The 21,422-nt window shown below is 73.0% G+C and carries 24 protein-coding genes; 15 read left to right on the forward strand and 9 right to left on the reverse strand.

Annotated elements, in window-relative coordinates:
- Positions 1-44: 44 nt before the first annotated feature.
- Positions 45-485: a sterol carrier family protein gene (locus tag FHU36_RS09645; protein ID WP_185083390.1), complete on the forward strand. Its 441-nt coding sequence runs from the start codon at positions 45-47 to the stop codon at positions 483-485.
- A gap of 12 nt (positions 486-497) precedes the next feature.
- Here the strand turns inward: FHU36_RS09645 and FHU36_RS09650 are convergent, their stop codons facing one another.
- Complete coding sequence (locus tag FHU36_RS09650; RefSeq protein WP_185083391.1) at positions 498-1,322, reverse strand: DUF4190 domain-containing protein; 825 nt, start codon at positions 1,320-1,322, stop codon at positions 498-500.
- A 192-nt stretch (positions 1,323-1,514) separates the two neighbouring features.
- On the opposite strand from FHU36_RS09650, the gene purF reads away from it, so the two are divergent.
- On the forward strand, positions 1,515-2,951 hold the full coding sequence (purF, locus tag FHU36_RS09655) for an amidophosphoribosyltransferase (RefSeq protein ID WP_185083392.1): 1,437 nt from the start codon (positions 1,515-1,517) through the stop codon (positions 2,949-2,951).
- On the forward strand, positions 2,948-3,973 hold the full coding sequence (gene purM, locus FHU36_RS09660) for a phosphoribosylformylglycinamidine cyclo-ligase (protein WP_185083393.1): 1,026 nt from the start codon (positions 2,948-2,950) through the stop codon (positions 3,971-3,973). Before purF ends, purM begins: the two co-directional genes overlap by 4 nt.
- Positions 3,974-4,186: 213 nt before the next feature.
- Here purM and FHU36_RS09665 read toward each other — a convergent pair whose 3' ends face one another.
- Entirely contained in the window at positions 4,187-4,408 is a 222-nt protein-coding gene (locus tag FHU36_RS09665) for a DUF3073 domain-containing protein (RefSeq protein WP_185083394.1), read from the reverse strand.
- A 151-nt stretch (positions 4,409-4,559) separates the two neighbouring features.
- A complete protein-coding gene (locus FHU36_RS09670) occupies positions 4,560-5,639 on the reverse strand; it encodes a Leu/Phe/Val dehydrogenase (protein WP_185083395.1) in 1,080 nt (359 codons plus the stop codon).
- A gap of 105 nt (positions 5,640-5,744) precedes the next feature.
- On the opposite strand from FHU36_RS09670, the gene FHU36_RS09675 reads away from it, so the two are divergent.
- Positions 5,745-6,608 carry a DUF8083 family protein gene (locus FHU36_RS09675; protein WP_185083396.1) on the forward strand — a complete coding sequence of 288 codons (864 nt, stop codon included), beginning with the start codon at positions 5,745-5,747 and terminating at the stop codon, positions 6,606-6,608.
- A gap of 322 nt (positions 6,609-6,930) precedes the next feature.
- Positions 6,931-7,134, forward strand: a complete 204-nt coding sequence (gene bldC, locus FHU36_RS09680; protein ID WP_013133571.1) for a developmental transcriptional regulator BldC — start codon at positions 6,931-6,933, stop codon at positions 7,132-7,134.
- Between the two features lie 130 nt (positions 7,135-7,264).
- On the opposite strand, the gene FHU36_RS09685 is transcribed toward bldC, so the two are convergent.
- Positions 7,265-7,927, reverse strand: a complete 663-nt coding sequence (locus FHU36_RS09685) for a TetR/AcrR family transcriptional regulator (RefSeq protein WP_312891512.1) — start codon at positions 7,925-7,927, stop codon at positions 7,265-7,267.
- Positions 7,928-8,185: 258 nt separating this feature from the next.
- On the opposite strand from FHU36_RS09685, the gene FHU36_RS09690 reads away from it, so the two are divergent.
- The 4 genes from FHU36_RS09690 to FHU36_RS09705 all read left to right on the forward strand — a co-directional run bounded on the left by FHU36_RS09690 (position 8,186) and on the right by FHU36_RS09705 (position 12,001).
- Complete coding sequence (locus tag FHU36_RS09690; protein WP_376774125.1) at positions 8,186-9,118, forward strand: LacI family DNA-binding transcriptional regulator; 933 nt, start codon at positions 8,186-8,188, stop codon at positions 9,116-9,118.
- A 135-nt stretch (positions 9,119-9,253) separates the two neighbouring features.
- Complete coding sequence (locus FHU36_RS09695) at positions 9,254-9,502, forward strand: hypothetical protein (protein ID WP_185083398.1); 249 nt, start codon at positions 9,254-9,256, stop codon at positions 9,500-9,502.
- 28 nt (positions 9,503-9,530) lie between these two features.
- On the forward strand, positions 9,531-10,406 hold the full coding sequence (locus FHU36_RS09700) for an N-acetylmuramoyl-L-alanine amidase (protein ID WP_185083399.1): 876 nt from the start codon (positions 9,531-9,533) through the stop codon (positions 10,404-10,406).
- Positions 10,403-12,001 carry a beta-N-acetylhexosaminidase gene (locus tag FHU36_RS09705; protein ID WP_185083400.1) on the forward strand — a complete coding sequence of 533 codons (1,599 nt, stop codon included), beginning with the start codon at positions 10,403-10,405 and terminating at the stop codon, positions 11,999-12,001. Before FHU36_RS09700 ends, FHU36_RS09705 begins: the two co-directional genes overlap by 4 nt.
- Before the next feature lie 13 nt (positions 12,002-12,014).
- On the opposite strand, the gene FHU36_RS09710 is transcribed toward FHU36_RS09705, so the two are convergent.
- The 3 genes from FHU36_RS09710 to FHU36_RS09720 are packed head-to-tail and all read right to left on the reverse strand — an operon-like array spanning position 12,015 to position 14,293.
- Positions 12,015-12,566, reverse strand: coding sequence for a GNAT family N-acetyltransferase (locus tag FHU36_RS09710; protein WP_312891513.1), 552 nt, complete (start codon positions 12,564-12,566; stop codon positions 12,015-12,017).
- The gene (locus FHU36_RS09715; RefSeq protein WP_185083401.1) at positions 12,563-13,636 is read right to left on the reverse strand and encodes a quinone-dependent dihydroorotate dehydrogenase; all 1,074 of its coding nucleotides are present in this window, start codon (positions 13,634-13,636) and stop codon (positions 12,563-12,565) included. Before FHU36_RS09715 ends, FHU36_RS09710 begins: the two co-directional genes overlap by 4 nt.
- A 6-nt stretch (positions 13,637-13,642) precedes the next feature.
- Positions 13,643-14,293, reverse strand: coding sequence for a response regulator (locus tag FHU36_RS09720; protein WP_185083402.1), 651 nt, complete (start codon positions 14,291-14,293; stop codon positions 13,643-13,645).
- 19 nt (positions 14,294-14,312) lie between these two features.
- On the opposite strand from FHU36_RS09720, the gene FHU36_RS09725 reads away from it, so the two are divergent.
- The 3 genes from FHU36_RS09725 to FHU36_RS09735 all read left to right on the forward strand — a co-directional run bounded on the left by FHU36_RS09725 (position 14,313) and on the right by FHU36_RS09735 (position 16,416).
- On the forward strand, positions 14,313-14,687 hold the full coding sequence (locus FHU36_RS09725; RefSeq protein ID WP_185083403.1) for a tautomerase family protein: 375 nt from the start codon (positions 14,313-14,315) through the stop codon (positions 14,685-14,687).
- Between the two features lie 77 nt (positions 14,688-14,764).
- Positions 14,765-15,760 (forward strand): NAD-dependent epimerase/dehydratase family protein, encoded by a 996-nt coding sequence (locus tag FHU36_RS09730; protein WP_185083404.1) that lies wholly within the window; start codon positions 14,765-14,767, stop codon positions 15,758-15,760.
- On the forward strand, positions 15,757-16,416 hold the full coding sequence (locus FHU36_RS09735) for a glycosyltransferase family 2 protein (protein WP_312891514.1): 660 nt from the start codon (positions 15,757-15,759) through the stop codon (positions 16,414-16,416). Before FHU36_RS09730 ends, FHU36_RS09735 begins: the two co-directional genes overlap by 4 nt.
- Here the strand turns inward: FHU36_RS09735 and FHU36_RS09740 are convergent.
- Positions 16,394-17,716, reverse strand: a complete 1,323-nt coding sequence (locus FHU36_RS09740) for a glycosyltransferase 87 family protein (protein ID WP_185083405.1) — start codon at positions 17,714-17,716, stop codon at positions 16,394-16,396. The genes FHU36_RS09735 and FHU36_RS09740 overlap by 23 nt on opposite strands.
- A gap of 155 nt (positions 17,717-17,871) precedes the next feature.
- On the opposite strand from FHU36_RS09740, the gene FHU36_RS09745 reads away from it, so the two are divergent.
- Together FHU36_RS09745 and FHU36_RS09750 are read left to right on the forward strand one after the other, a co-directional pair.
- Positions 17,872-18,522: a TIGR04282 family arsenosugar biosynthesis glycosyltransferase gene (locus FHU36_RS09745; protein ID WP_185083406.1), complete on the forward strand. Its 651-nt coding sequence runs from the start codon at positions 17,872-17,874 to the stop codon at positions 18,520-18,522.
- A complete protein-coding gene (locus FHU36_RS09750; RefSeq protein WP_185083407.1) occupies positions 18,519-19,130 on the forward strand; it encodes a class I SAM-dependent methyltransferase in 612 nt (203 codons plus the stop codon). The genes FHU36_RS09745 and FHU36_RS09750 overlap by 4 nt, the downstream gene beginning before the upstream one ends.
- Positions 19,131-19,176: 46 nt before the next feature.
- On the opposite strand, the gene FHU36_RS09755 is transcribed toward FHU36_RS09750, so the two are convergent.
- The gene (locus FHU36_RS09755) at positions 19,177-19,860 is read right to left on the reverse strand and encodes a hypothetical protein (RefSeq protein ID WP_185083408.1); all 684 of its coding nucleotides are present in this window, start codon (positions 19,858-19,860) and stop codon (positions 19,177-19,179) included.
- Between the two features lie 89 nt (positions 19,861-19,949).
- On the opposite strand from FHU36_RS09755, the gene lpdA reads away from it, so the two are divergent.
- Positions 19,950-21,329, forward strand: coding sequence for a dihydrolipoyl dehydrogenase (lpdA, locus tag FHU36_RS09760; RefSeq protein ID WP_185083409.1), 1,380 nt, complete (start codon positions 19,950-19,952; stop codon positions 21,327-21,329).
- Positions 21,330-21,422 lie beyond the last annotated feature (93 nt).

A 21,422-nucleotide genomic window follows, 5' to 3' on the forward strand; every position in this document is an offset into this window, starting at 1 on the left:
GGACTCCGGCACGGTGAACCCTTGCCCCGGAGGAGAATGGACGGGTGCCACCACGCAGACCCGACCCCGAGAAGCTGAGGGCCGCGCTGGACGCCCAGCTCGTCGCCCTGGACGAGCCCCCCTTCGACGGCCCCGCCGCGGCTCTGGCCGGTGCCCTCGTGGCCGCCGTGCTGGCCGCCTACGACCGCGGCCGCGCCCCCGAGCGCGACGCCGCCCGGCAGGCCGTGCGCCACCTGCTCGACCGGCTGACGGCCGCGGCGCCCGGCCGGACGGTCGAGGTGCGCGTGCCGCCGTACGCGGCCGTCCAGGCCGTCGAGGGGCCGCGCCACACGCGCGGCACCCCGCCCAACGTCGTGGAGATGGACCCCCGCACCTGGATCGAGCTGGCCGTGGGCCGCCTCACCTGGGCGGAGGCCGTGGTCAGGGGCTCGGTCTCGGCGAGCGGCGCCCGCGCCGACCTGTCCGGCCACCTGCCTCTCGGCTAGCCCCCGACCTCCCTAGCCCGGGGGCCGCATCCAGGGGAAGCGCCGCTGGAAGCACTGGTCGGCCAGGTCGGCGGGCAGCCCGCCGCACTCCTGGACCACGTTCCAGAACCACACGGCCACGATGGCGAACAGCACCAGGGCCAGGACGCTGATCACGATGCCGGCGACCGCCCGGCCCTTGCCCACGCCCTTGCTGAGTGCGACGGCGCCGAACACGATCGACAGGATCGCCGTCAGCAGGCCGGTGAAGCAGACGAAGACGAGGAACGGGCTGGCCACGCCCAGCACCAGCGACGCGGTCGCCAGGCCGTTGCCCGGCTTGGCCTGCGGGCCCGGCTGGTACGGGGTGGCGGGCGGGTAGCCGGTGCCGTACGCGCCGCCCGGGGCGTACGGGCCGCTGCCGCCGTACGGGCCGCCGGGGACGTACGGCGTGGGACCGCCTCCGGGCGGGCCGCCGTACGGGCTGGAGGGCGTGGTGCCGGGCACCGGCCCGCTGTCGGGCGCGACCGCCCCGTACGGCTGCTCGTACGGCTGCTCGTGCTGCTCGTGCGGCTGCTCGTAGCGGGACGGCGTCGTGGCGGCCGAGGCCGGGCCGCCCGGCTGCGGCGGGGCGGTCTCCTCCCACCCCGGATACGGCGGGGTGCCGCCCGGCGCGGGAGGCGGCTGCTCCCCCTCCGGGGCCCGCTCCCCCTCCTGCGGCGCCGGGCGATCGGGGCGCTCGAAGACGGCCGTGCTCTCGGCGTCGGCGCTGTCGGGCACGGACGGCCCGCCGGAGCCCAGATAGTCGTCGGACTCGTCCTCCCGCCAGTCGCGGTGCGGGTCCCCAGGTGTGGTCACGTCTGCGTCTCCCCGACTGGGATCAGATGCCGGATACCTCACCCTTACGCGGAACACTCCAGCCCAACCGCACGACACGGCAAAGGCCCGTCCATCCTTGGGTCACCATGCGGCCAAGCCGCCGACCTCGCAGGTCGTGTGACCCGTACCCGGGTGTGCGAGCAGCCGAGCGCCCGACCTAGACTGAAGTACGTGCTGAAGGGCGACGGCCGGCTCGGCCATGACCTGGACCCCGACGATCGAGCGCCACGCGACGCATGCGGCGTCTTCGGCGTCTGGGCTCCCGGCGAGGAAGTTTCCAAACTCACCTACTACGGGCTGTACGCGTTGCAGCACCGCGGCCAGGAGTCCGCGGGCATCGCGGTCAGCGAGGGCAGCCGCATCCTCGTCTACAAGGACATGGGCCTGGTGGCCCAGGTCTTCGACGAGTCGGTGCTCGGCACCCTCCGCGGGCACCTGGCGATCGGCCACTGCCGCTACTCCACCACCGGCTCCAGCGTGTGGGAGAACGCTCAGCCCACGCTGAGCTCCACCGACGTGGGCGGGCTCGCGCTGGCCCACAACGGCAACCTCATCAACACCCCCGAGCTGGCCGAGCGGCTGGCCCCGGGGGCCACCCGGGCCACCACCGACACCGAGGTGCTGACCTCGCTGCTCGCCCAGGACCGCAGCCGTTCCGTCGAGGACGCGGCGGCGGAGCTGCTGCCGCAGGTCAAGGGCGCCTACTCGCTGGTGTTCATGGACGAGACGACGCTGTACGCGGCACGCGATCCGCAGGGCATCCGCCCGCTGGTGCTGGGCCGGCTGGAGCGCGGCTGGGTCGTCGCCTCCGAGACCGCCGCGCTCGACATCGTCGGCGCCACGTTCGTCCGCGAGATCGAGCCCGGCGAGTTGCTCACCATCAACGAGGACGGCGTCCGGTCGCGCAGGTTCGCGCTGGCCGAGCCCAAGGGCTGCCTGTTCGAGTACGTCTACCTCGCCCGCCCCGACACCACCATCGCCGGGCGCGGCGTCCAGGTCACCCGCGTCGAGGTGGGCCGGGTGCTGGCCCGCGAGCACCCCGTCGAGGCCGACCTGGTCATCCCCACGCCCGAGTCGGGCACCCCCGCCGCCGTCGGCTACGCCGAGGAGAGCGGCATCCCCTACGGCCAGGGCCTGGTGAAGAACTCCTACGTCGGCCGGACCTTCATCCAGCCCTCGCAGACCATCCGCCAGCTCGGCATCCGGCTCAAGCTCAACCCGCTGCGCGAGGTCGTGCAGGGCAAGCGCCTGGTCGTCGTGGACGACTCGATCGTGCGCGGCAACACCCAGCGCGCGATCGTCAAGATGCTGCGCGAGGCCGGGGCGCGCGAGGTGCACGTGCGCATCTCCTCCCCGCCCGTCGCCTGGCCGTGCTTCTACGGCATCGACTTCGCCACCCGGGCCGAGCTCATCGCGGGCTCGCTCTCGGTCGAGGAGATCCGCGCCTCGCTGGGCGCCGACAGCCTCGGCTACATCTCGCTCGACGGGCTCACGAAGGCCACGACCATCCCCGCCTCGCGGCTGTGCATGGCGTGCTTCGACGGCTCCTACCCCATCCCGATCGACCAGGACAACGTCGGCAAGTACGTGTTGGAGAGCAAGGCGTGACGAGCTACGAGGCCGCCGGTGTCGACATCGAGGCCGGCGAGCGCGCCGTCGCGCTCATGAAGGACAAGGTGGCCCGCTCCCGCAGGCCCGAGGTGGTCGACGACGCCAGCGGGTTCGCCGGGCTGTTCGACGCCTCGGCGCTGCTGCGCTTCCAGCGGCCGCTGCTGGCCACCTCCACCGACGGCGTCGGCACCAAGGTCATGCTCGCCCAGCAGTACGGCAAGCACGACACGATCGGCATCGACCTGGTCGGCATGGTGCTCGACGACCTGGTGGTCTGCGGGGCCGAGCCGCTGTTCATGACCGACTACATCGCCTGCGGCAAGGTGGTGCCCGAGCGCGTCGCCGAGATCGTCGGCGGCATCGCCGAGGGCTGTCGCCTGGCGGGCGCGGCGCTGGTGGGCGGCGAGACCGCCGAGCACCCGGGTGCGATGGGGCCCGACGAGTACGACCTGGCCGGTGCCGGCACCGGCGTCGTCGAGGCGTCGGCCATGCTCGGGCCGTCCCGCGTGCGGGCCGGCGACGTGGTGCTGGGGCTGGCCTCGTCCGGGGTGCACTCCAACGGCTACTCGCTGGTGCGCCACGTGCTGCGCGAGGCCGGGCTGTCGCTCGACGCCGACCTGCCCGAGCTCGACCGGCCGCTCGGCGCGGAGTTGCTGGAGCCGACCAGGATCTACTCGCTCGACTGCCTGGCCCTGGCGCGCGAGGTCGAGGTGCACGCCTACGCGCACATCACCGGCGGCGGCGTCGAGGCCAACCTGTCACGCTCGCTGCCCGGCGACCTCGACGCCCTGCTCGACCGGTCGTCGTGGACGCCGCCGGCCGTCTTCGAGGTGCTGGCGGGCCACGGAGGCATCGGGCGGCGTGACATGGACCGCACGTTCAACCTCGGGGTGGGCATGGCGGCCGTCGTCGCCCCTTCGGCCGCCGACCCGGCGGTGCGCTTCCTGGCGGAGCGGGGGCTGCCGGCCTGGGTGCTCGGCGAGGTCGTCCCGGGCTCCGGCGAGGCCCGCTACCGCTGACCGCCGTCTGTGGTGTCGCCCACACCCTTCAGGGGTGTGGGCGACACGGCCCGGACGGAACTCCCGGGCGTGGCGCGCACCCGGCGTGGCGGGTGGCGGGCACGACGAAAGCCCCACGGGCTGGTCGCCCGTGGGGCCCGACGCGATGGACGTGCAACGCGCACCCGGTGTGCGGGTCACGCCAGGTGAGCGCTGCGTCAACCAGGAGAGATGCTAGCGACGTCCGGACGAACGCTCGTCGTCGTCGCCGTAGTCGTCGGCGTAATCGGCATAGCGATCAGCCAGCTCATCGTTGAGGTCGTCGGCGTCGTCATTGCGGCCGGGGTCTCCGACCCCGAGTTCGTCGCGAAGACGGTCAAGATCCGTGCCACCGCTGTTGTACTTCAGCTGGCGAGCAACCTTGACCTGCTTGGCCTTTGCTCGGCCGCGCCCCATTGGCTCGACCCCCTCGTGTGGGGTCGTCCCCGACCCCTCGTCGCTAACGCACCACACGCTGACCCCGCCTGACTACGGGCGTCAGCCTATCGTTCGCCTATTACCGTACCTGTTTTGTGCCCAGCTCGGTACGTCGTATGGGCGTGGGGCGTCAGTGGCTCAGCCAAATGGCCCTAATCCGCCCGACTTCCGACATTCTGCGCTCGGCTAGCCTATCGGCTGCGACAGCCGGGGGTACGCCCTCGTCCGAGGCGATCTCGAAAATCTTCAGCGTGGTGTCGTAGATCCCGGCCGCCTTGGCCCTGGCACGATCCATGTCGAAGCCCCGGATCTCGTCGGCCACCTGGATGACGCCACCCGAGTTGACCACGTAGTCGGGGGCGTAGAGGATGTCACGCTCGGCGAGCTGCTTCTCCACGCCCGGATGCGCGAGCTGGTTGTTGGCCGCGCCGCAGACGACCTTGGCCCGCAGCCGGGCCACCGTGGCGTCGTCGAGCGCGCCGCCCAGCGCGCAGGGCGCGAAGACGTCGATGTCGGCGGAGGTCAGCGCCTCGGCGTCGGCCACCACCTCGACCTCGGGCCGCCGCTGCCGCACGCGCTCGATCGCCTGCTCGCTGACGTCGCAGATCACCACCTCGGCGCCGTCCTCGCGCAGCAGCTCCACCAGGCGGTGGCCCACCTTGCCGACGCCCTCGACGCCGACCCGCCTGCCGAGCAGCGACGGCGTGCCCCAGACGCGCTCGGCCGAGGCCCGCATGCCCTGGAAGACGCCGAAGGCCGTCAGGATGGAGGAGTCGCCGGCGCCGCCCTGGGCGAGCGTGCGGCCGGTGACGAAACGTGACTCGCGGGCCACGACGTCCATGTCCTCGCTGTAGGTGCCGACGTCGCAGGCCGTGATGTAGCGCCCGCCGAGCGACTCGATGAACCTGCCGTAGGCGCGCAGGAGCGCCTCGCTCTTGTCGCGGGACGGGTCGCCGATGATGACGGCCTTGCCGCCGCCGTGGTCGAGCCCCGCCAGCGCGTTCTTGTAGGCCATGCCGCGCGAGAGGTTGAGCACGTCGGCCAGGGCCGCCTGCTCGCTCGCGTACGGGTAGAACCGGGTGCCCCCGAGCGCTGGGCCGAGTGCGGTGTTGTGGATGGCGATGATGGCACGCAGGCCGCTGTGCGCGTCGGCGCAGAAGACGACCTGCTCGTGCGCGTCCTTGTGAGACGGGTCGAAGACGTCGGTCACGGTAGTGACTCCCTGTCCGGTCCACCGCACCTTCGCGGCGGAGATCCCTTCCAGGGTAGTGGGCACGACGGTGCGCGCCGATGGTCTTCATGACACGATGCCTCCGTGCTGCCCTATGCCGCGTACCTCCGCGTCTACGAGCCGTTGACCGCCTTCCCCGAGTCCCAGCAGAAGGTCTGGGCCGACTACGCCGACTCGCGCGACCGGCCGCGCCGCGCCAACGCGCTCGGTCACGAGCACGGCGAGTCGGTGCGGCGCCTGCTCGGCACGCCTCCTCAGCCGGTGCCCGCTCAAGAGAGCCCCAACGCCTATCTACGGCGCGTCGAGGACCGCCTCTACGTCTGTCCCTGGCAGACGCGCCTGCGCTCCTGGCTGGCCTTCTCACGGCTGCGTGGCAGCACTCCCGCGAAGCTGCTGGATCACATGGTCCCCAAGGCGATCGCCGAGCAGACCGCCGACGACTTCGACCGCTACAAACGAGGCGGGGGCTCCTCCGCCCTGCGCACCCACATCCGCACCACGGCCTGGCACATGCCGCCGTCGTGGTTCGTGCCGTTCGACGGCAACGAGCGCTGGCTGGTGCTCGGCTCGGCGGCCCCCGGACAGGACGTGACCACGGCCACGGGCCGCAACCTCATCTACGTGACGTCCATGGCGCAGGCCAGGAGGCGGGCGGCGCGGGCCCTGCAGGTGCTGCGGCGGCACCTGGGCGAGGTGGGGGCCAACCTCGACGTGGAGGACGTGGCCCGCTGGCTGGAGGAGTTCCACCCGCACTCGCTGGTCGAGCTCGACTACGGCGGCCTGGTGCACCTCATGGACGACGACGCGCTGCAGGCGGATCAGTCGGTCGCGGAGCTGTCGGCGGCCCTCACGGGCTTGGACACGGGTCAAGAAGAGCTTGCCTTCGCCATGTACCAGCGTGTCGTCCTGCGCTGGAAGTCAATGCAACTCCTGGAATCTGCCAACTGAGCCCCAATGCAACCGTCTGACCTGCATGAGTAGGTCATGAGTAGCGGCTGCTCGCTTCTGCGAACTGAGCAGTTTGCCGTTTTCACTGCGATACCACGAAACGTGTCGCTAGAATCACCGAGCGTGACATCGCCATGGGGGCGGGCAGTTGGGTCAAAGAAGGGCTCGCCAATCGCTCAGCGTGGCGGTATGGTCACTTCGGGTGATGCCGCATATGGCCAGGAAAAGCCGCACGTTCGGGGCCATAGGGGGACATCCGTGACACGCGCAAAGGCAGTCACAGGATCGCTGAGCCGGTCCACACGGAGGAGAGGCCGCACAAATGTCAGCTCGTACACCCGAGGCCGAGCCACTGCTCACGCCCGCCGAGGTCGCGACCATGTTCAGGGTCGACCCCAAGACCGTCACGCGGTGGGCCAAGGCGGGCAAGTTGACGTCGATTCGCACCCTGGGGGGACACCGGCGTTACCGGGAGACCGAGGTTCGGGCTCTGCTGGCGGGGATTCCGCAGCAGCGCTCGGAGTAGTGCCGGGGTTCGTCACGGACCTCAGGGGGGTTGAACGGTGGGCCAGGCCGGCGGCATGGTCCACCTCTGTGACGACGACCGTCGCATCCGGAAGCTGGCGCCGCCCGCCCGGCGCCATCCTTCCGATCCCCTAAGCCGGCCGCTCCCCCAGCACCTCCAGGAGCCGGCCGACGTCACCGTCATAGCGAGCGGCCGCGCCCAGGAGCGCGACCAACTGGTCGACGAGCATCCTCTCCAGCGTCGGCCGCTCGATGTCACGGTGTTCGAGCCAGTCGAGGCCCGCGGTCTCGACCGAGGCGATCCACGAGCGCAGGGTCGCGCGCAGCACCGGACTCGGCCGCTCCACGCCCAGTTGCTTCTGGATGCGGCGCGACAGACGCTGGCGCACCCCGTCGACGATCTCGCCCACCTCGCCCGCCCGGTTGGCGGGCCCGCCGCGCAACAGAGCCGCGAACCCCGCCGCGTGCTCCTCCACGAAGTCGAAGTAGCGGGTGAGCCCCGAGGCCAGCTCGTCCAGCGGGCCACCGCCGAGCTGCGGGCGCAACCGCGACTCGAGCTGGTCGGCCGCGCCCCGCAGGGCTGCCACGTAGAGCTCCTGCTTGCCACCGAAATAGTGGTAGACCAGCGCCCGTGAGGCGCCCGCGGCCGTGGCGACGTCGTCGATCGAGACGTCCTCGGCGTCGCGTCTGCTGAACAGTTCGAGGGCCGCCGCCATGAGCTCCTCGCGGCGGCGATCGACAGTGAGCCTGCGCCGTGCCGGCCGTGCCGTCTCGGCTGGCTTCCCGGGTGTCACACCTGCACAGTAACCGAGCGTCCGGGCTCCCGGCGGCCATGTGACCCCGCGGTCAATATCAGGCTTACCTAACGCAGGCCGTACCCTGCGGCGAACTCGATCGTTTGGTGAGACAAGGTGCCCATCTACGCATCGCGGGGGAGACCCATGTCAGGACCACCCGTCAAGTCTTCAACCATCACCGACCTCCGGGAGATACCACGGCCCCGGCCAACGATCCGCAACGTCGCCGAACGAGCCGGCGTCTCCAAATCGCTGGTGTCACTCGTGCTGCGCGGCTCGCCGCACGTGAGCGAGCACCGGCGCCAGGCCGTCCTCCAGGCCGCCCGCGAGCTCGGCTACCGGCCGAACGCGGTCGCGCGCAGCCTGGTCGAGGGTCGTACGCATCTCGTCGGCGCGCTCGTGGCCGACCTGCACAACCCGTTCTACGCCGAGTTCCTGGACGGCCTGCAGGAGAGCCTGCACGGCGACGGCCTGCGCATGCTCATCGGCAACAGCCAGTGGGATCCGGCGTTCGAGGACGAGGCCGTGGCCGCGTTCCTGGAGCTCCGGGTGGACGGCCTGGTCCTGTTAGGGATCGCGCCGACCAGCGAGACACTGGTCGAGGCGACCTCCTACACGCCGACGGTCGTCGTCGGGGAACGTGACATCGAACTCGACGGCGTCGACATCGTCGTGGACGACGACCGGCACGGCGCCCGGCTGGCCATCGACCACCTGGTGTCTCTGGGACACCGCAGGATCGCCCACATCGAGGGTGCCCGGCCGTCCCGGTGCGAGGGCTACCTCGTGGCCATGCGCAGGCACGCGCTCGCGCCGTACATCATGGTCGAGGCCGCCGAGGCGACCGAGGAGGGCGGCCGGACGGCGGCGCTGGCGCTGCTGACCCGCGACCCCCGTCCGACGGCGATCTTCGCCGGCAACGACGTGGTGGCGGCCGGCGTGCTCTCCGCTGCCGAGGAGCTGGGGCTCCGGGTGCCGGAGGACCTGTCGGTCGCCGGCTACGACAACACCCACCTCGCGGCCTCACGCCACATCTCGCTCACCTCCGTGGACCAGTCGCGCCGCTCCATGGGGCGGTCGGCGGCGGCCCTGCTCAGCGACCGGATCGGCGATCCCGCGAAGGCCGCCCGGCTGCGCGAGGTGACCCCCGAGCTGATCGTACGGCGGAGCACCGGCCCCGCCGCGTGAGACCGCGGCGCGCTCGGGACGGGGCACCAGGCGCGCCCAAGAGCGGCTCAAGCCTCGGTCAACCCGCACAGCCGTCCCCGCCCCGGGAGGTTTACTCGTCAGGGTCATGTCACGAGCTGATCCAGGGGGACAGTCATGCGTGATCCAGAACTGGTGTCCTGCGCCCAGCGCGCGGCGGCCGAACTCGAACGCGCCTGGGCCCAGTGGCGCTCGGGCCGGGGCCGCGCGGCCGACGCCGGGGCCGAGTCCGTGGCCAGCTACGTCGCCCATTCCCTCGACCACCCGTGGGGCCGCCCCCGCGTCGTGCTCGGCCTCGACGCCGAGGACGCGCGGGAGCTGGCCGCCTTGCTCCAGCGGCAGGAGGTCGGCGAACACGTCTGGTGACCGCCCGCCTTGACGTACGGTGGAGGTCATGCGTGCTCTCCCAGCCACCGTTCTCGCCGCGTGCGGCCTGATCGTCTCCGCCTGCGGCGGTGCAGCCGGCAGCGCGACCGGCGGCACCGCCAGTGGCACCGTCACGGCAAGTCAGGCCGCCCAGCAGCCGCAGGCGGGCGCCGCCGCCGCGGCGACGCCGGGAGCGAGCGCCGAGGCCAGGCCCGCGCCGGCGCGGGCCAAGGGCGTCGCCGCGCCGCTGTCCGGCAAGGTCGTCGTCATCGACCCCGGTCACAACGGCGCCAACTACCGCAACCCGAAGGCCGTCAACCGCAAGGTCAACGTGCTGACCCAGTGGAAGCCGTGCGACACGACGGGCACCTCCACCGACTCCGGCTACTCCGAGGCGGCCTTCACCTGGGACGTGTCCACCCGGCTCGCCAAGATCCTCAAGAGCCGGGGTGCCACGGTCAAGCTGACGAGGCACGACAACAACGGTGTGGGCCCGTGCATCACCGAGCGGGCCGCCATCGGCAACAAGGCCAAGGCCGACGCCGCGATCTCGGTGCACGCCGACGGGTCCGCCCCGGCCAACCACGGCTTCCACGTGATCATGCCCAAGAAGATCGGCGGCCCGGTCGACCCGGTCGTCGGCGACTCGCGCGAGCTGGGGCTGGCCGTGCGCTCGGCGTTCGAAAAGGGCACCGGCCTGCCCTACTCGAACTACATCGGCAGCAAGGCGCTCAGCTTCCGCAACGACCTGGGCGGGCTCAACCTCTCGACCGTGCCGAAGATCTTCATCGAGGCCGGCAACATGCGCAACGCCGCAGAGGCGGCCAAGTTCCGGGACCCGGCGTTCCGGCAGCGGATCGCACTGGCGCTGGCGAACGGGATGCAGCACTATCTGCAGGCATGATCCCTCGTCCGCGCATCTTCAGTCACCTGTCCGGCTCCTACGAGCTGGCCTCCGGTGCCGTCGTCTCCGGTCCGGCCGACCTGGCCGACGCCGTACGGGCCGCGCTCCCCGGTCTCGACCTGCGGCCGGGCGACTCCGGAGCGATCGACCTGCGGCTCGACCCGGCGCTCGGGCCCGAGGCGTACAAGCTGGTGGTGGGGTCGCGCGGGGTGGAGATCACGGCGGGTGACCGGGCCGGGGCGTTCTACGCCGGCCAGTCGCTGCACCAACTGCTGCCCGACGCGTCCTACCGCTTCTCGACGGGGGGCGCGTGGAACGTGCCGGGGGTACGGGTGGAGGACGCGCCGCGCTACTCCTGGCGCGGGCTGCACGTGGACGTGGCCCGGCACTTCTTCCCCAAGCGGGAGCTCCTGCGGCTGATCAACCTGATGGCGATGCACAAGCTCAACCGGCTCCACCTGCACCTGGCCGACGACCAGGGGTGGCGGGTGGAGAGCAGGGCCTATCCCCTGCTGCACGAGGTCGCCTCGCACCGGCCGCGCACCGCCGTCCACTTCTACGGCGAGCCCGAGGCGTACGACGACGTGCCACACGGCGGCCACTACACGCTGGACGACCTGGCCGAGCTGGGCGCCTACGCGCGTGCCCGCGAGGTCGTGATCGTGCCGGAGATCGACGTGCCGGGCCACGCCTGCGCCATCCTGGCCGCCTACCCGGAGCTCGGGCCCACGGGCGAGCGGCACGAGGTGCTCGACCGCTGGGGCATCTCCCCCGCGATCCTGTCGCCGCTGCCGCCCACGGTCGAGTTCCTGACCGTGGTCTTCGACGAGATCATCGGCGCGCTGGGCAAGGTGCCCTTCTTCCACATCGGCGGTGACGAGGTCGTGCTCGACCACTGGGCCGCCTCCCCCGAGATCGACGCCTACCGCGCGTCGCTCGGGCTGGACTCGACCGGGCCGTTGCACGCATGGTTCCTGCGGCGGCTGGCCGACGCGCTGGCGGAGCGGGGCGCGCGGGCCGTGGTGTGGGACGAGGCGTTCGTCAGCGGCGAGCTGCGGCCGGACACGGTGGTGATGCCGTGGCGCGGCATGGAGGTGGGCCGCCGGGCCGCCGCGGCCGGCCACGACGTGGTGGCCACGCCGGTGTTCCCGCTGTACTTCGACTACGCCGAGGCGGCGACGGCCGACGAGCCGATGGCGATCGGCGAGACGATCACGGTCGCGGACGTGGCGGCCTTCGACCCGGCTCCGGAGAGCTGGCCGGAGGAGTCGCGGGCGCGGGTGCTGGGGGCGCAGGCGCAGCTGTGGACCGAGCGCATCCCCGACGGCCGGACGCTCGACTACCGCACCTGGCCGCGGGCGTGCGCGCTGGCGGAGGTCACGTGGTCGGGCCGCGCCGGCGACGACTTCGCCGGGCGGCTCGGGGCGCACCTGGGGCGGCTCGACGCGCTGGGCGTCGAGTATCGGCCGCTCGACGGGCCCCGGCCGTGGCAGCGCCGCCGGCCGCACCGGCCGGGTGTCATCCGGGTGCCCGACGTCATGGAGCGCCTCGACCGCCTCACCCACGACGCCGAGTCGACCCGTCCCAGCGTGTGACCCGCCGGGCGCGTCAGGAGATGGGCGGGCGGTTGTGGAGGATGCGCTGGAAGAGCCGGTGGTCGCGCCACTTTCCGTTGATGGCGAGGTAGCGCGGCGCGATGCCGAACGGCTCGAAACCGGCCTTGCGCAGCACCCGCTGGGAGGCGGCGTTGTCGAGCAGCGTGCCCGCCTCGATGCGGTGCAGGCCCAGCCGCCCGCCGGCCTCCCGGCACACCTCCAGCGCCGCCCGGGTGGCCAGGCCCCGGCCGGCGTAGCCCGCGTCCACCCAGTAGCCGAGGTTGCCGCTCTGGAAGGGCCCGTACACGATGTTGGACAGGTTGAAGGCGCCGACGACCAGGTCGCCGTCGGCCAGCACCCACGGCATCAGCCGCCCTTCGGCGTGCAGTTCGAGCTGGAGCCGCACCCGCTCGCTCTGGCCGGCGAGGGTGAAGAACCCCTTGGGGCGGCGCGGCTCCCAGCGGTGCAGGTGTTCGTGGTTGCGCGCGTAGGCGTCGGTGAGCGCCTGCGCGTCGCCCTCGGTGACGAGGCGCATGACGACGCCGTCGCCGAGCGCGACCGTCACCGTGCGTCCCGGGTGTCGGGGGCCGTACGGCCGATGACCTCGGTGATGGAGGAGAACCCGTGGCGGCGGACGCGCCGGGAGAGCTGCCGGTGGATGCGGGAGGCCCACAGCGGCCCGCCGTAGACCCAGCCGGTGTAGCCCTGCACGAGGGTGGCGCCCGCGAGCAGCCGCTCCCACACGTCGTCCACGTCCTCGACGCCGCCCACCGAGACGAGCGCCAGCCGGTCGCCCACCCGCGCGCGCAGCCGGCGCAGCACCTCCAGCGAGCGGCTCTTGAGCGGCCGGCCGGACAGGCCGCCGGTCTCGCCCTCGTGCCGGATCGTGGTGTTGGTCGCGATGATGCCGTCGAGTCCCAGCTCCAGGGCGAGATCGGCGACGGCGTCCACGTCCTCGTCGGCCAGGTCGGGAGCGATCTTGACCAGGAGAGGGGTGCGGCGGGGCGTGCCGTCGGCGACGTCCTTGACGGCCGCCAGCAGCGGCCGCAGCTTGGAGACGGCCTGCAGGTCGCGCAGACCGGGCGTGTTGGGCGAGCTGACGTTCACGACCAGGTAGTCGGCCAGCGGCGCGAGCTCCTTGGCGCCGGCCACGTAGTCGGCGACGGCCTCCTGCTCGGGCACCACCTTGGTCTTGCCGATGTTGACCCCGACCACGACGGGCACGCCGCGCGTGCGGCGCAGGCGGCGGGCGGCCGCGGCGGCCCCGGCGTTGTTGAAGCCCATCCGGTTGATGACCGCCCGCTGCCGGACCAGCCTGAACAGCCGGGGCCGGGGGTTGCCCGGCTGCCCGTGCGCGGTGATGGTGCCGACCTCGACGTGGCCGAACCCGACCGCCGCCACGCCCTCGGCGCAGGCGGCGTCCTTGTCGAACCCGGCGGCCAGCCCCAGCGGCCCGGGGAAGTGCACCCCGAACGCGGTCAGGCGCAGGGCCGGGTCGTGCGGCGCGAACGCCCTGTGCAGCAGCCGCTTGAGCAGCGGCAGGGCCGACAGCAGGGCGAAGGCCCGGACGGTGAGATGGTGCACGGCCTCGGCGTCGAAACGCTGCAAGACCTGCGTGAACACGAGGCGATACATCACGTGTCAGGCTACCAAGCCGGCGTCGTGGGCGATGATCGCGGCCTGGACGCGGTTGCGCACGTCCAGCCGCGTGAGGATGGCGCTGACGTACGCCTTCACCGTGCCCTCCACGAGGTGTAGCTCTCGGGCGATCTCCGCGTTGGACATCCCGGCGCCGACCAGGGCGAGGACCTCGCGTTCGCGGTCGGTGAGCACCTGGACGCGCTCGCGTGCCAGGCTGCCCTTCGACATGCGGCCGCCGGCGAGCTGGGTGATGACGCGCTGGGCGACCTTGGGCGACAGGTACGCGGCGCCGCCCGCGACGGCGTGGATCCCGGCGATCAGCTCGCGCGGGTCTCCCGACTTGAGCAGGAACCCGCCGGCGCCCACGTCGATGGCCCGGGCGATGTAGTCGTCCTCGCCGAACGTGGTGAGCATGACCACGGCCGTGCCCGGCGCGACCCGCCGGATCTCCGCCGCCGCGCCGAGCCCGTCGAGCCTGGGCATGCGGATGTCGAGCAGCGCCACGTCCGGGTGGTGGCTGATGGCCAGATCGACCGCCTCGCGCCCGTCGCCCGCCTCGGCCACCACGTCGAGCGACGGGTCGGAGGCGAGGATGGCCCGGATGCCGGCGCGGATCATGGCCTCGTCGTCGGCCAGGAGTATGCGGATCACGGCCTCTATAGTGGCCCATATGGCTCAGGTGAAGGTGTACGGACGCCGCGACGTCTGGGCGGGGCGGCAGCGCGAGGTGTCGGACCTGCTGCACGGCTGCCTGGTGGAGGCGTGGGGGCTGCCCGAGGACAAGCGGTTCCACCGGTTCCTGCTGCTGGACACGGACGACCTCATCTGTCCCCAGCGGAGTGACGGCTACCTGATCATCGAGGTGGTCTGCTTCACCGGCCGGAGCGACGAGGCCAAGCGCGCGCTCATCCGGGCGGTCTACGACCGGCTGCCGTTCCCGCCGGAGGACATCGAGATCACGATCGTCGAGATGCCCCGGGTCAACTGGGGCATCCGCGGCGTGCCGGCCGACGAGCTGGCCCTGCCGTACACGGTGGAGGTCTAGCGCCGAGTCCTTACGGCTCGCGAACGTGATGGCGCCGTCCCTTCTGGCGCGCCGGGCCGGTGGTTAGCGTCGGCAGGATGAAGGTGATGGTCACCGGCTCGGCCGGTTTCATCGGGAGTCACGTCGCCGAGGCCGTCGAGGAGGCGGGGCACGAGGTCGTCCCGTTCGACCTGCGTGCCGGCGCCGACGTGCGGGACGAGGCCGCTCTGGACCGGTCGCTGCCGGGCGTCGACCTGGTCGTGCACCAGGCGGCGAAGGTGGGGCTCGGCGTGGACGTGTCCGACCTCCCGGCGTACGCGGCGGTCAACGTGTACGGCACCGCCGTCCTGCTCGCGGCGATGGCCCGGCACGGCGTGGGCCGGCTGGTCCTGGCCTCCTCGATGGTGGTCTACGGCGAGGGCGCCTACGACTGCGCCGGGCACGGCCGGGTGCGGCCCGGCCCGCGCGCCCGCGAGGACCTTGACCATGGGCTGTTCGACCCGGTCTGCCCGCTGTGCGGCGCGCGGGTGCGCCACGCGGTGATCGGGGAGGACGCACCGCCGGACCCGCGCAACGCGTACGCGACCACCAAGCTCGCCCAGGAGCATCTGGCCGCGAACTGGGCCAGGGAGACGGGCGGGACGGCGGTGGCGCTGCGATACCACAACGTCTACGGGCCGCGGATGCCACGGGACACGCCCTATGCCGGGGTGGCGGCGATCTTCCGATCGGCGCTGGCGGCCGGGCGGGCGCCGCGGGTGTTCGAGGACGGCGGCCAGGTGCGCGACTTCGTGCACGTCCGGGACGTGGCCCGGGCCAACCTGGCGGCGGCCGGCGCGACCCCGCCGCCGGGCCGGCTGACCATCTACAACATCGCCAGCGGCACGCCGCACACCGTCGGGGAGATGGCCGCCGCCCTCGCCGCCGCGCGCGGCGGGCCGGAGCCCGTGGTCACGGGTGAGTACCGGCTGGGGGACGTCCGGCACATCGTCGCCGCGCCCGGCCGGGCCCGCGCCGAGCTGGGCTTCCAGGCCGCCGTCGGCTTCGAGGCGGGCATGACGGAGTTCGCCGCCGCTCCGCTGGGGGCCACGTGAGCGTCGAGGTGATCCTGCCCTGCCTGGACGAGCGGGCGGCGCTGCCGTGGGTGCTCGGGCGCATGCCGCCCGGCTACCGGCCGATCGTGGTGGACAACGGGTCCACCGACGGCTCGGCCGCGCTCGCCGCCGAACTGGGAGCCGAGGTGGTCGCCGAGCCGCGCCGGGGGTTCGGCGCCGCGTGCCACGCCGGGCTGCTGACCGCGACCGCGGACGTCGTGTGCTTCATGGACGCCGACGCCTCCCTCGACCCGCGCCTGCTGCCGGAGGTCGTCGCCCCCGTGCTGGCGGGGCGGGCCGACCTGGTGCTCGGCCGGCGGGTGCTCCAGCCGGGCGCGTCATGGCCGCCCCACGCCCGGCTCGGCAACGCCGTGCTGACCAGGAGCCTGCGCCGCCGCGCCGGCGTCCCGCTGCGCGACCTCGGCCCCATGCGGGCCTGCTCGCGGGCCGACCTGGTCGCGCTCGGCCTGACCGACCGCCGGTTCGGCTACCCGCTGGAGATGGTGCTGCGCGCGGCGCGGGCCGGCTGGCGGATCACCGAGGTGGACGTGGCCTACCTGCGCCGGCACGGGCGGTCCAAGGTCACCGGCACGGTGCGCGGCACGCTGCGGGCCGTCGCCGACATGCGCGGGGTCATGCGGCACCTGGCGCGGTGACCTCCCCGTCGGGGACGCGGCGCCCGGGAAGGCGGACCGCCCAGCAGGCCACCACCGCCAGCGCCGCCGCCGCGTAGGCGGCGGTGGCCGGGCCGGAGAGGTAGGCGACCGCTCCCGCCGCCGCCACACCGAGCCACTCCCACCTCCCGTCCATGGCGGCCAGCGCGACCACGAGCAGCGCGTACCAGGAGTATCCCGGGGTGAACAGCAGCAGCAGGGAGCCCGTGACCAGCAGGGCGCCGCTCCAGGGCCGGCCCGGGTCGCCGCGGCGCAGCACGTGCAGGACGACCAGGGCCAGCAGGAGGATCGCGGCGAACGGGGCCCACGCGTCGGGCAGGAACAGCCGCAGGAGCCCGTACCGGTCGCGCGCCGAGGGATCCTCGTACCCCTCCTCGGCGACGTACCCGAACAGGTAGCCCACGACGGATTCCCGCGAGGCCAGCAGGTAGGGCAGGTAGGCCAGCGCGACGACCAGCGCGGCGGGCCCCACGACGGCGAGCACGCGCCGCCCGCGCACCCCGTCCTTCAGCACGCCCGAGAGCGCGCCGGGCAACGCGATCGCCGGCAGCAGCTTGGCCGCCGCCGCCGCGCCGAGCAGCGCCCCCCGTCCGCGATCGGTGCGGCAGGCCAGCGCCAGAACCACCAGCAGCACGCCCAGCACGTCGACGTGCGCGTTGTTCACCGCCTCGACCGGCACGGCCGGGCACCAGGCCCAGGCCGCGGCCGCCCGGACGCCCGCCCACCGGCACAGGGCGAGCAGGACCGCGACCGACAGCAGCGCGCCCGCGAGCTGGAGCGGCTTGTGCCGCGAGCCACCGGGTGACAGCCAGTGCACCAGCAGGAAGTAGTCCTCGGCGAGCGGCGGATAGATCGTGTGCACGGCGGGCCGGTTGATCCGGGTGCACCCGCCCTCCGGCAGGCGTGACAGGCCGGGCGTCGCGCAGTCGGCGGGGAAGAGCCAGTCGTCCCGCAAGGGGGCGAGGGCCGGGTCGGCGGGCGGGTGGTCGTAGGGCGAGACGCCGGTCGCCTGCACGCGGCCGTCCCACGCGTAGCGGTAGGAGTCGGTGCTCGTGGCGGGCGGGGCGACCAGGCCGGTGGCGGTCACGGCGACGCCTCCGGCGACGACGAGGACGGCCAGCTCCCGTCGCGGCAGCCGGCGGGTCAGCCACAGCGCGGCGGCGAACAGCGCCCAGCCGGCCAGGTACCAGCCCAGCAGGCCGGGCGGGCCCAGCGACATCCTGACGAGGACGGCGACCAGGACAAGGAGGATCGCTCCGGCGGGCACCGTGGTCCTGCTCATGTACCGGAGCCTGCCACCGGCCGCCCGTCCCGTGACCCCTGCGGCGCGTCCCGTCCGCACTCCGTAAGAACTGGACGGGTCCGTAACGACCTCGTAAGACCCGGGCGGGGCCGGCGGCCCTACGGTCGGACCATGGAGATCGCCCTGGAGACGGCATGACGCAGATCGTGACCATCGCCAAGGAACCGGTGGCCGGCCGGGTCAAGACCCGGCTGACGCCGCCGTTCAGCCCGGCCGAGGCCGCGTTCCTGGCCGAGGCGGCGATCGTGGACACGCTGCGGGCCGTCGTCGCCACCCCCGCCGCCCAGCGGGTGCTCGCGCTGGACGGGCTGCCGGGGCGCTGGCTGCCCGCGGGCCTCGTGGTGATCCCCCAACGCGGCCGCGGGCTGGACGAGCGACTGGCCGCCGCCTTCGCCGACGCCCACCGGCTCCGCCCCGGGCCGGTGGTGCTCATCGGCATGGACACCCCTCAGGTGACCCCGGGCCTGCTGCTGCGTGCCGTCGAGGCCCTCGACGGCGACGACGCCGTGTACGGCCCGGCGGCCGACGGCGGCTTCTGGCTGCTCGGGCTGCGCCGGCCCGACCCCGCCCTGCTGCTGGGCGTACCGATGTCCCAGCCGCACACCGGACGCGAGCAGCTCCGTCGGCTCGCGCGAGCCGGCCTGAGCGTGCGGCGCCTGCCCGTGCTGACGGACGTGGACACCGCGGCCGACGCCCGCCGGGTGGCCGCCGAGGCGCCGGGCTCCCGCTTCGCCGCGGCGCTGCGTCAGGTGACGCGGATCCCGGCGCAGGCCGCCCTGCGATGATCGGAGAGCTCTACGCCGACGCCCTGGCCGGCACGCCCGTGGAGATCGAGTACGTCGACGGGTCCCGAGCCGTCCTGGAGGCCGCCCGCTGGACGCGGCCCATCGACGGCGACGAGACCATGCTGCGCCGGTGCGCCGGCCCCACCCTGGACATCGGCTCGGGGCCGGGGCGGCTCACCGTCGCGCTGAACCGCCGGGGCGTTCCGGCGCTGGGCATCGACATCACCCCGCACGCGGTGCGGCTGACCCGCGCGGCGGGCGGCTTCGCGCTGCTGCGCAGCGTCTTCGACGAGGTTCCGGGAAGCGGGCGGTGGGGGACGGCGCTGCTCGCCGACGGCAACATCGGCATCGGCGGCCACCCGGGCGCCCTGCTGCGCAGGGTCAGGGAGCTGGTGCGGCCGGGCGGGGAGGTGGTCGCCGAGGTGGAGGGGCCGGGGGTGGCCAGCCGGGTGGACCGGGTACGGCTGCGCCGCGCCGGGACGGTGGGCGACTGGTTCGCGTGGGCGGTGGTGTCGGCCGACGACATCGCGCGGGTCGCCCGGCCGGCCGGTTTCGCCGTGGCCGACCGCTGGCAGGAGGGACGCCGCTGGTTCGCCGTCCTGAGCTGAAGCCGGGCCGATCCGGGACGGTTCGGGACGGTCCGGGCCTCGCAGGTCAGCCCAGATTGCCGATGGCGACGACGCCCGCGCCGATCGCCAGCGCCAGCGGGACGGCCCACCACCTGGGCGCCGGCCCGTCGCGCAGGACCCTGACCCCGAACGGCACGAGCGCGACGCACAGGCCCGCGGTCGCCAGGACCGACAGGGGGCCGGTCCCCTTGAGCACCCCGATCGGCAGCGCGGCGGCGAGCCCGAGCGCCACGGCGGGCACCGGCCCCAGGGCGCGGGCCCGCCAGAGCCCGGCGGCGAGCACGATCCACCCCGCGAACGTCGCGAGGTTCAGCGACTGGAAGACGTGGAAGGCCCCGTAGGAGCCGGACACGGCCGCCTGGGCCGGTGCGAGCCCCTGCACGTCGACGAGCTGGAACGCCAGGTGTGAGACGCCCGCGTGGAACGCCCGGGCGAACAGGCCGAACAGCACCATCACCCCGCCCCACAGCACGAGCCGCGAGCCGGGCGCCCGGCCCACCAGGGCGAGCACGCCCGGCCACAGCAGGACACAGCCGGCGGCGAAGCAGCCGTACGAGGCGCTCATCAGGGCGGGCTCGGCGGCGAAGGCGGCGAGCTGGGCCGGGAAGAAGCCGTCGTGGCCGGCACGCAGCAGGACTCCGGCGAGCATCAGGACGGGCGCGAGCGTCAGGCTGAGCCCTCCGGCCCACCGTCCGGGGAAGTCGGTCATGCTGCGATCCAACCAATCCCGGCCGCCCGGGACACTGGGGCGGGGGCGAGGGTCCGGGGTAGAGCTGGGTGGACGGTATGGTCCGACTCATGAGCACTCACTATGACGTCGTCGTTCTCGGTGCGGGGCCGGGAGGCTACACGGCAGCGGTCCGTTCGGCCCAGCTCGGTCTGCGCACCGCGGTCGTCGAGGAGAAGTACTGGGGTGGCGTCTGCCTGAACGTGGGCTGCATCCCGTCCAAGGCGCTGCTGCGCAACGCCGAGCTGGCCCACATCTTCCACAAGGAGGCCAAGACCTTCGGCATCAGCGGCGAGGTCTCCTTCGACTACGGCGCCGCCTTCACGCGCAGCCGTAAGGTGGCGGACGGCCGGGTCAAGGGCGTGCACTACCTGATGAAGAAGAACGCCATCACGGAGTACGACGGCCGGGGCGCCTTCCTCGACGCCAACACGCTCCAGGTCAACGGCGAGACCATCACCTTCGACCACTGCATCATCGCCACGGGCGCCACCACCAGGCTGATCCCGGGCACGTCGCTGTCGGAGCGGGTGGTGACGTACGAGGAGCAGATCATGACGGATCAGCTCCCGGGCAGCATCATCATCGCGGGCGCGGGCGCGATCGGCGTGGAGTTCGCGTACGTCCTGCACAACTACGGCGTCAAGGTGACCATCGTCGAGTTCCTGGACCGCGTGGTGCCGCTGGAGGACGCGGAGGTGTCGGCGGAGCTGGCCAAGCGCTACAAGCGGCTCGGCATCGACATCATGACCTCGACCCGGGTCGACGCCATCGACGACACCGGTTCGTCGGTCAAGGTGACCGTCACCCGTGACGGGCAGCAGCAGGTGCTCGAGGCCGACAAGGTGCTGCAGGCGATCGGCTTCCAGCCGCGGGTCGACGGCTACGGTCTGGAGAAGACCGGCGTGGCCCTCACCGACCGGGGCGCCATCGCGGTCGACGGCCGGTGCCGGACGAACGTGCCGCACATCTTCGCCATCGGCGACGTCACCGCCAAGCTCATGCTGGCCCACGCCGCCGAGTCCATGGGTGTCATCGCGGCCGAGACCATCGGCGACGCCGAGACCATGGAGCTCGACTACGTGATGATCCCGCGGGCGACCTACTGCCAGCCGCAGGTGGCGAGCTTCGGCTACACCGAGGCGCAGGCCCGCGACCTGGGCTACGACGTGAAGGTGGCCAAGTTCCCGTTCACGGCGAACGGCAAGGCGCACGGCCTGGGTGACCCCAACGGTTTCGTCAAGATCGTGAGCGACGCGAAGTACGGCGAGCTGCTCGGCGCCCACCTGATCGGCCCCGAGGTGACGGAGCTGCTGCCCGAGCTGACGCTGGCCCAGCAGTGGGACCTGACCGTGCACGAGGTGGCGCGCAACGTCCACGCGCACCCCACGCTCGGCGAGGCGGTCAAGGAGGCGATCCACGGCCTGGCCGGCCACATGATCAACATGTGAGGACCGCCACGGAGGATCGGTACGGCGACGCCGTACCGATCGCCGGCCCTGCCAAGGTAGGTCGCTGCTCCTCAGGAGGTCATCGGCACCTCA

Origin of the sequence: Nonomuraea muscovyensis, assembly GCF_014207745.1 — a bacterium.
In the GTDB taxonomy this organism is placed as follows: Bacteria; Actinomycetota; Actinomycetes; order Streptosporangiales; family Streptosporangiaceae; genus Nonomuraea; species Nonomuraea muscovyensis.

Excerpts from the sequence above, each read along its gene's own strand:
- FHU36_RS09715 (WP_185083401.1), bottom strand. The coding sequence starts at position 13,636 with ATGTATCGCCTCGTGTTCACGCAGGTCTTGCAGCGTTTCGACGCCGAG.
- FHU36_RS09665 (WP_185083394.1), bottom strand. The coding sequence starts at position 4,408 with ATGGGGCGCGGCCGAGCAAAGGCCAAGCAGGTCAAGGTTGCTCGCCAG.
- lpdA (WP_185083409.1), top strand. The coding sequence starts at position 19,950 with ATGAGCACTCACTATGACGTCGTCGTTCTCGGTGCGGGGCCGGGAGGC.
- FHU36_RS09730 (WP_185083404.1), top strand. The coding sequence starts at position 14,765 with ATGAAGGTGATGGTCACCGGCTCGGCCGGTTTCATCGGGAGTCACGTC.
- FHU36_RS09705 (WP_185083400.1), top strand. The coding sequence starts at position 10,403 with ATGATCCCTCGTCCGCGCATCTTCAGTCACCTGTCCGGCTCCTACGAG.
- FHU36_RS09695 (WP_185083398.1), top strand. The coding sequence starts at position 9,254 with ATGCGTGATCCAGAACTGGTGTCCTGCGCCCAGCGCGCGGCGGCCGAA.
- FHU36_RS09750 (WP_185083407.1), top strand. The coding sequence starts at position 18,519 with ATGATCGGAGAGCTCTACGCCGACGCCCTGGCCGGCACGCCCGTGGAG.
- FHU36_RS09745 (WP_185083406.1), top strand. The coding sequence starts at position 17,872 with ATGACGCAGATCGTGACCATCGCCAAGGAACCGGTGGCCGGCCGGGTC.
- FHU36_RS09740 (WP_185083405.1), bottom strand. The coding sequence starts at position 17,716 with ATGAGCAGGACCACGGTGCCCGCCGGAGCGATCCTCCTTGTCCTGGTC.
- bldC (WP_013133571.1), top strand. The coding sequence starts at position 6,931 with ATGTCAGCTCGTACACCCGAGGCCGAGCCACTGCTCACGCCCGCCGAG.
- FHU36_RS09725 (WP_185083403.1), top strand. The coding sequence starts at position 14,313 with ATGGCTCAGGTGAAGGTGTACGGACGCCGCGACGTCTGGGCGGGGCGG.
- FHU36_RS09700 (WP_185083399.1), top strand. The coding sequence starts at position 9,531 with ATGCGTGCTCTCCCAGCCACCGTTCTCGCCGCGTGCGGCCTGATCGTC.
- FHU36_RS09755 (WP_185083408.1), bottom strand. The coding sequence starts at position 19,860 with ATGACCGACTTCCCCGGACGGTGGGCCGGAGGGCTCAGCCTGACGCTC.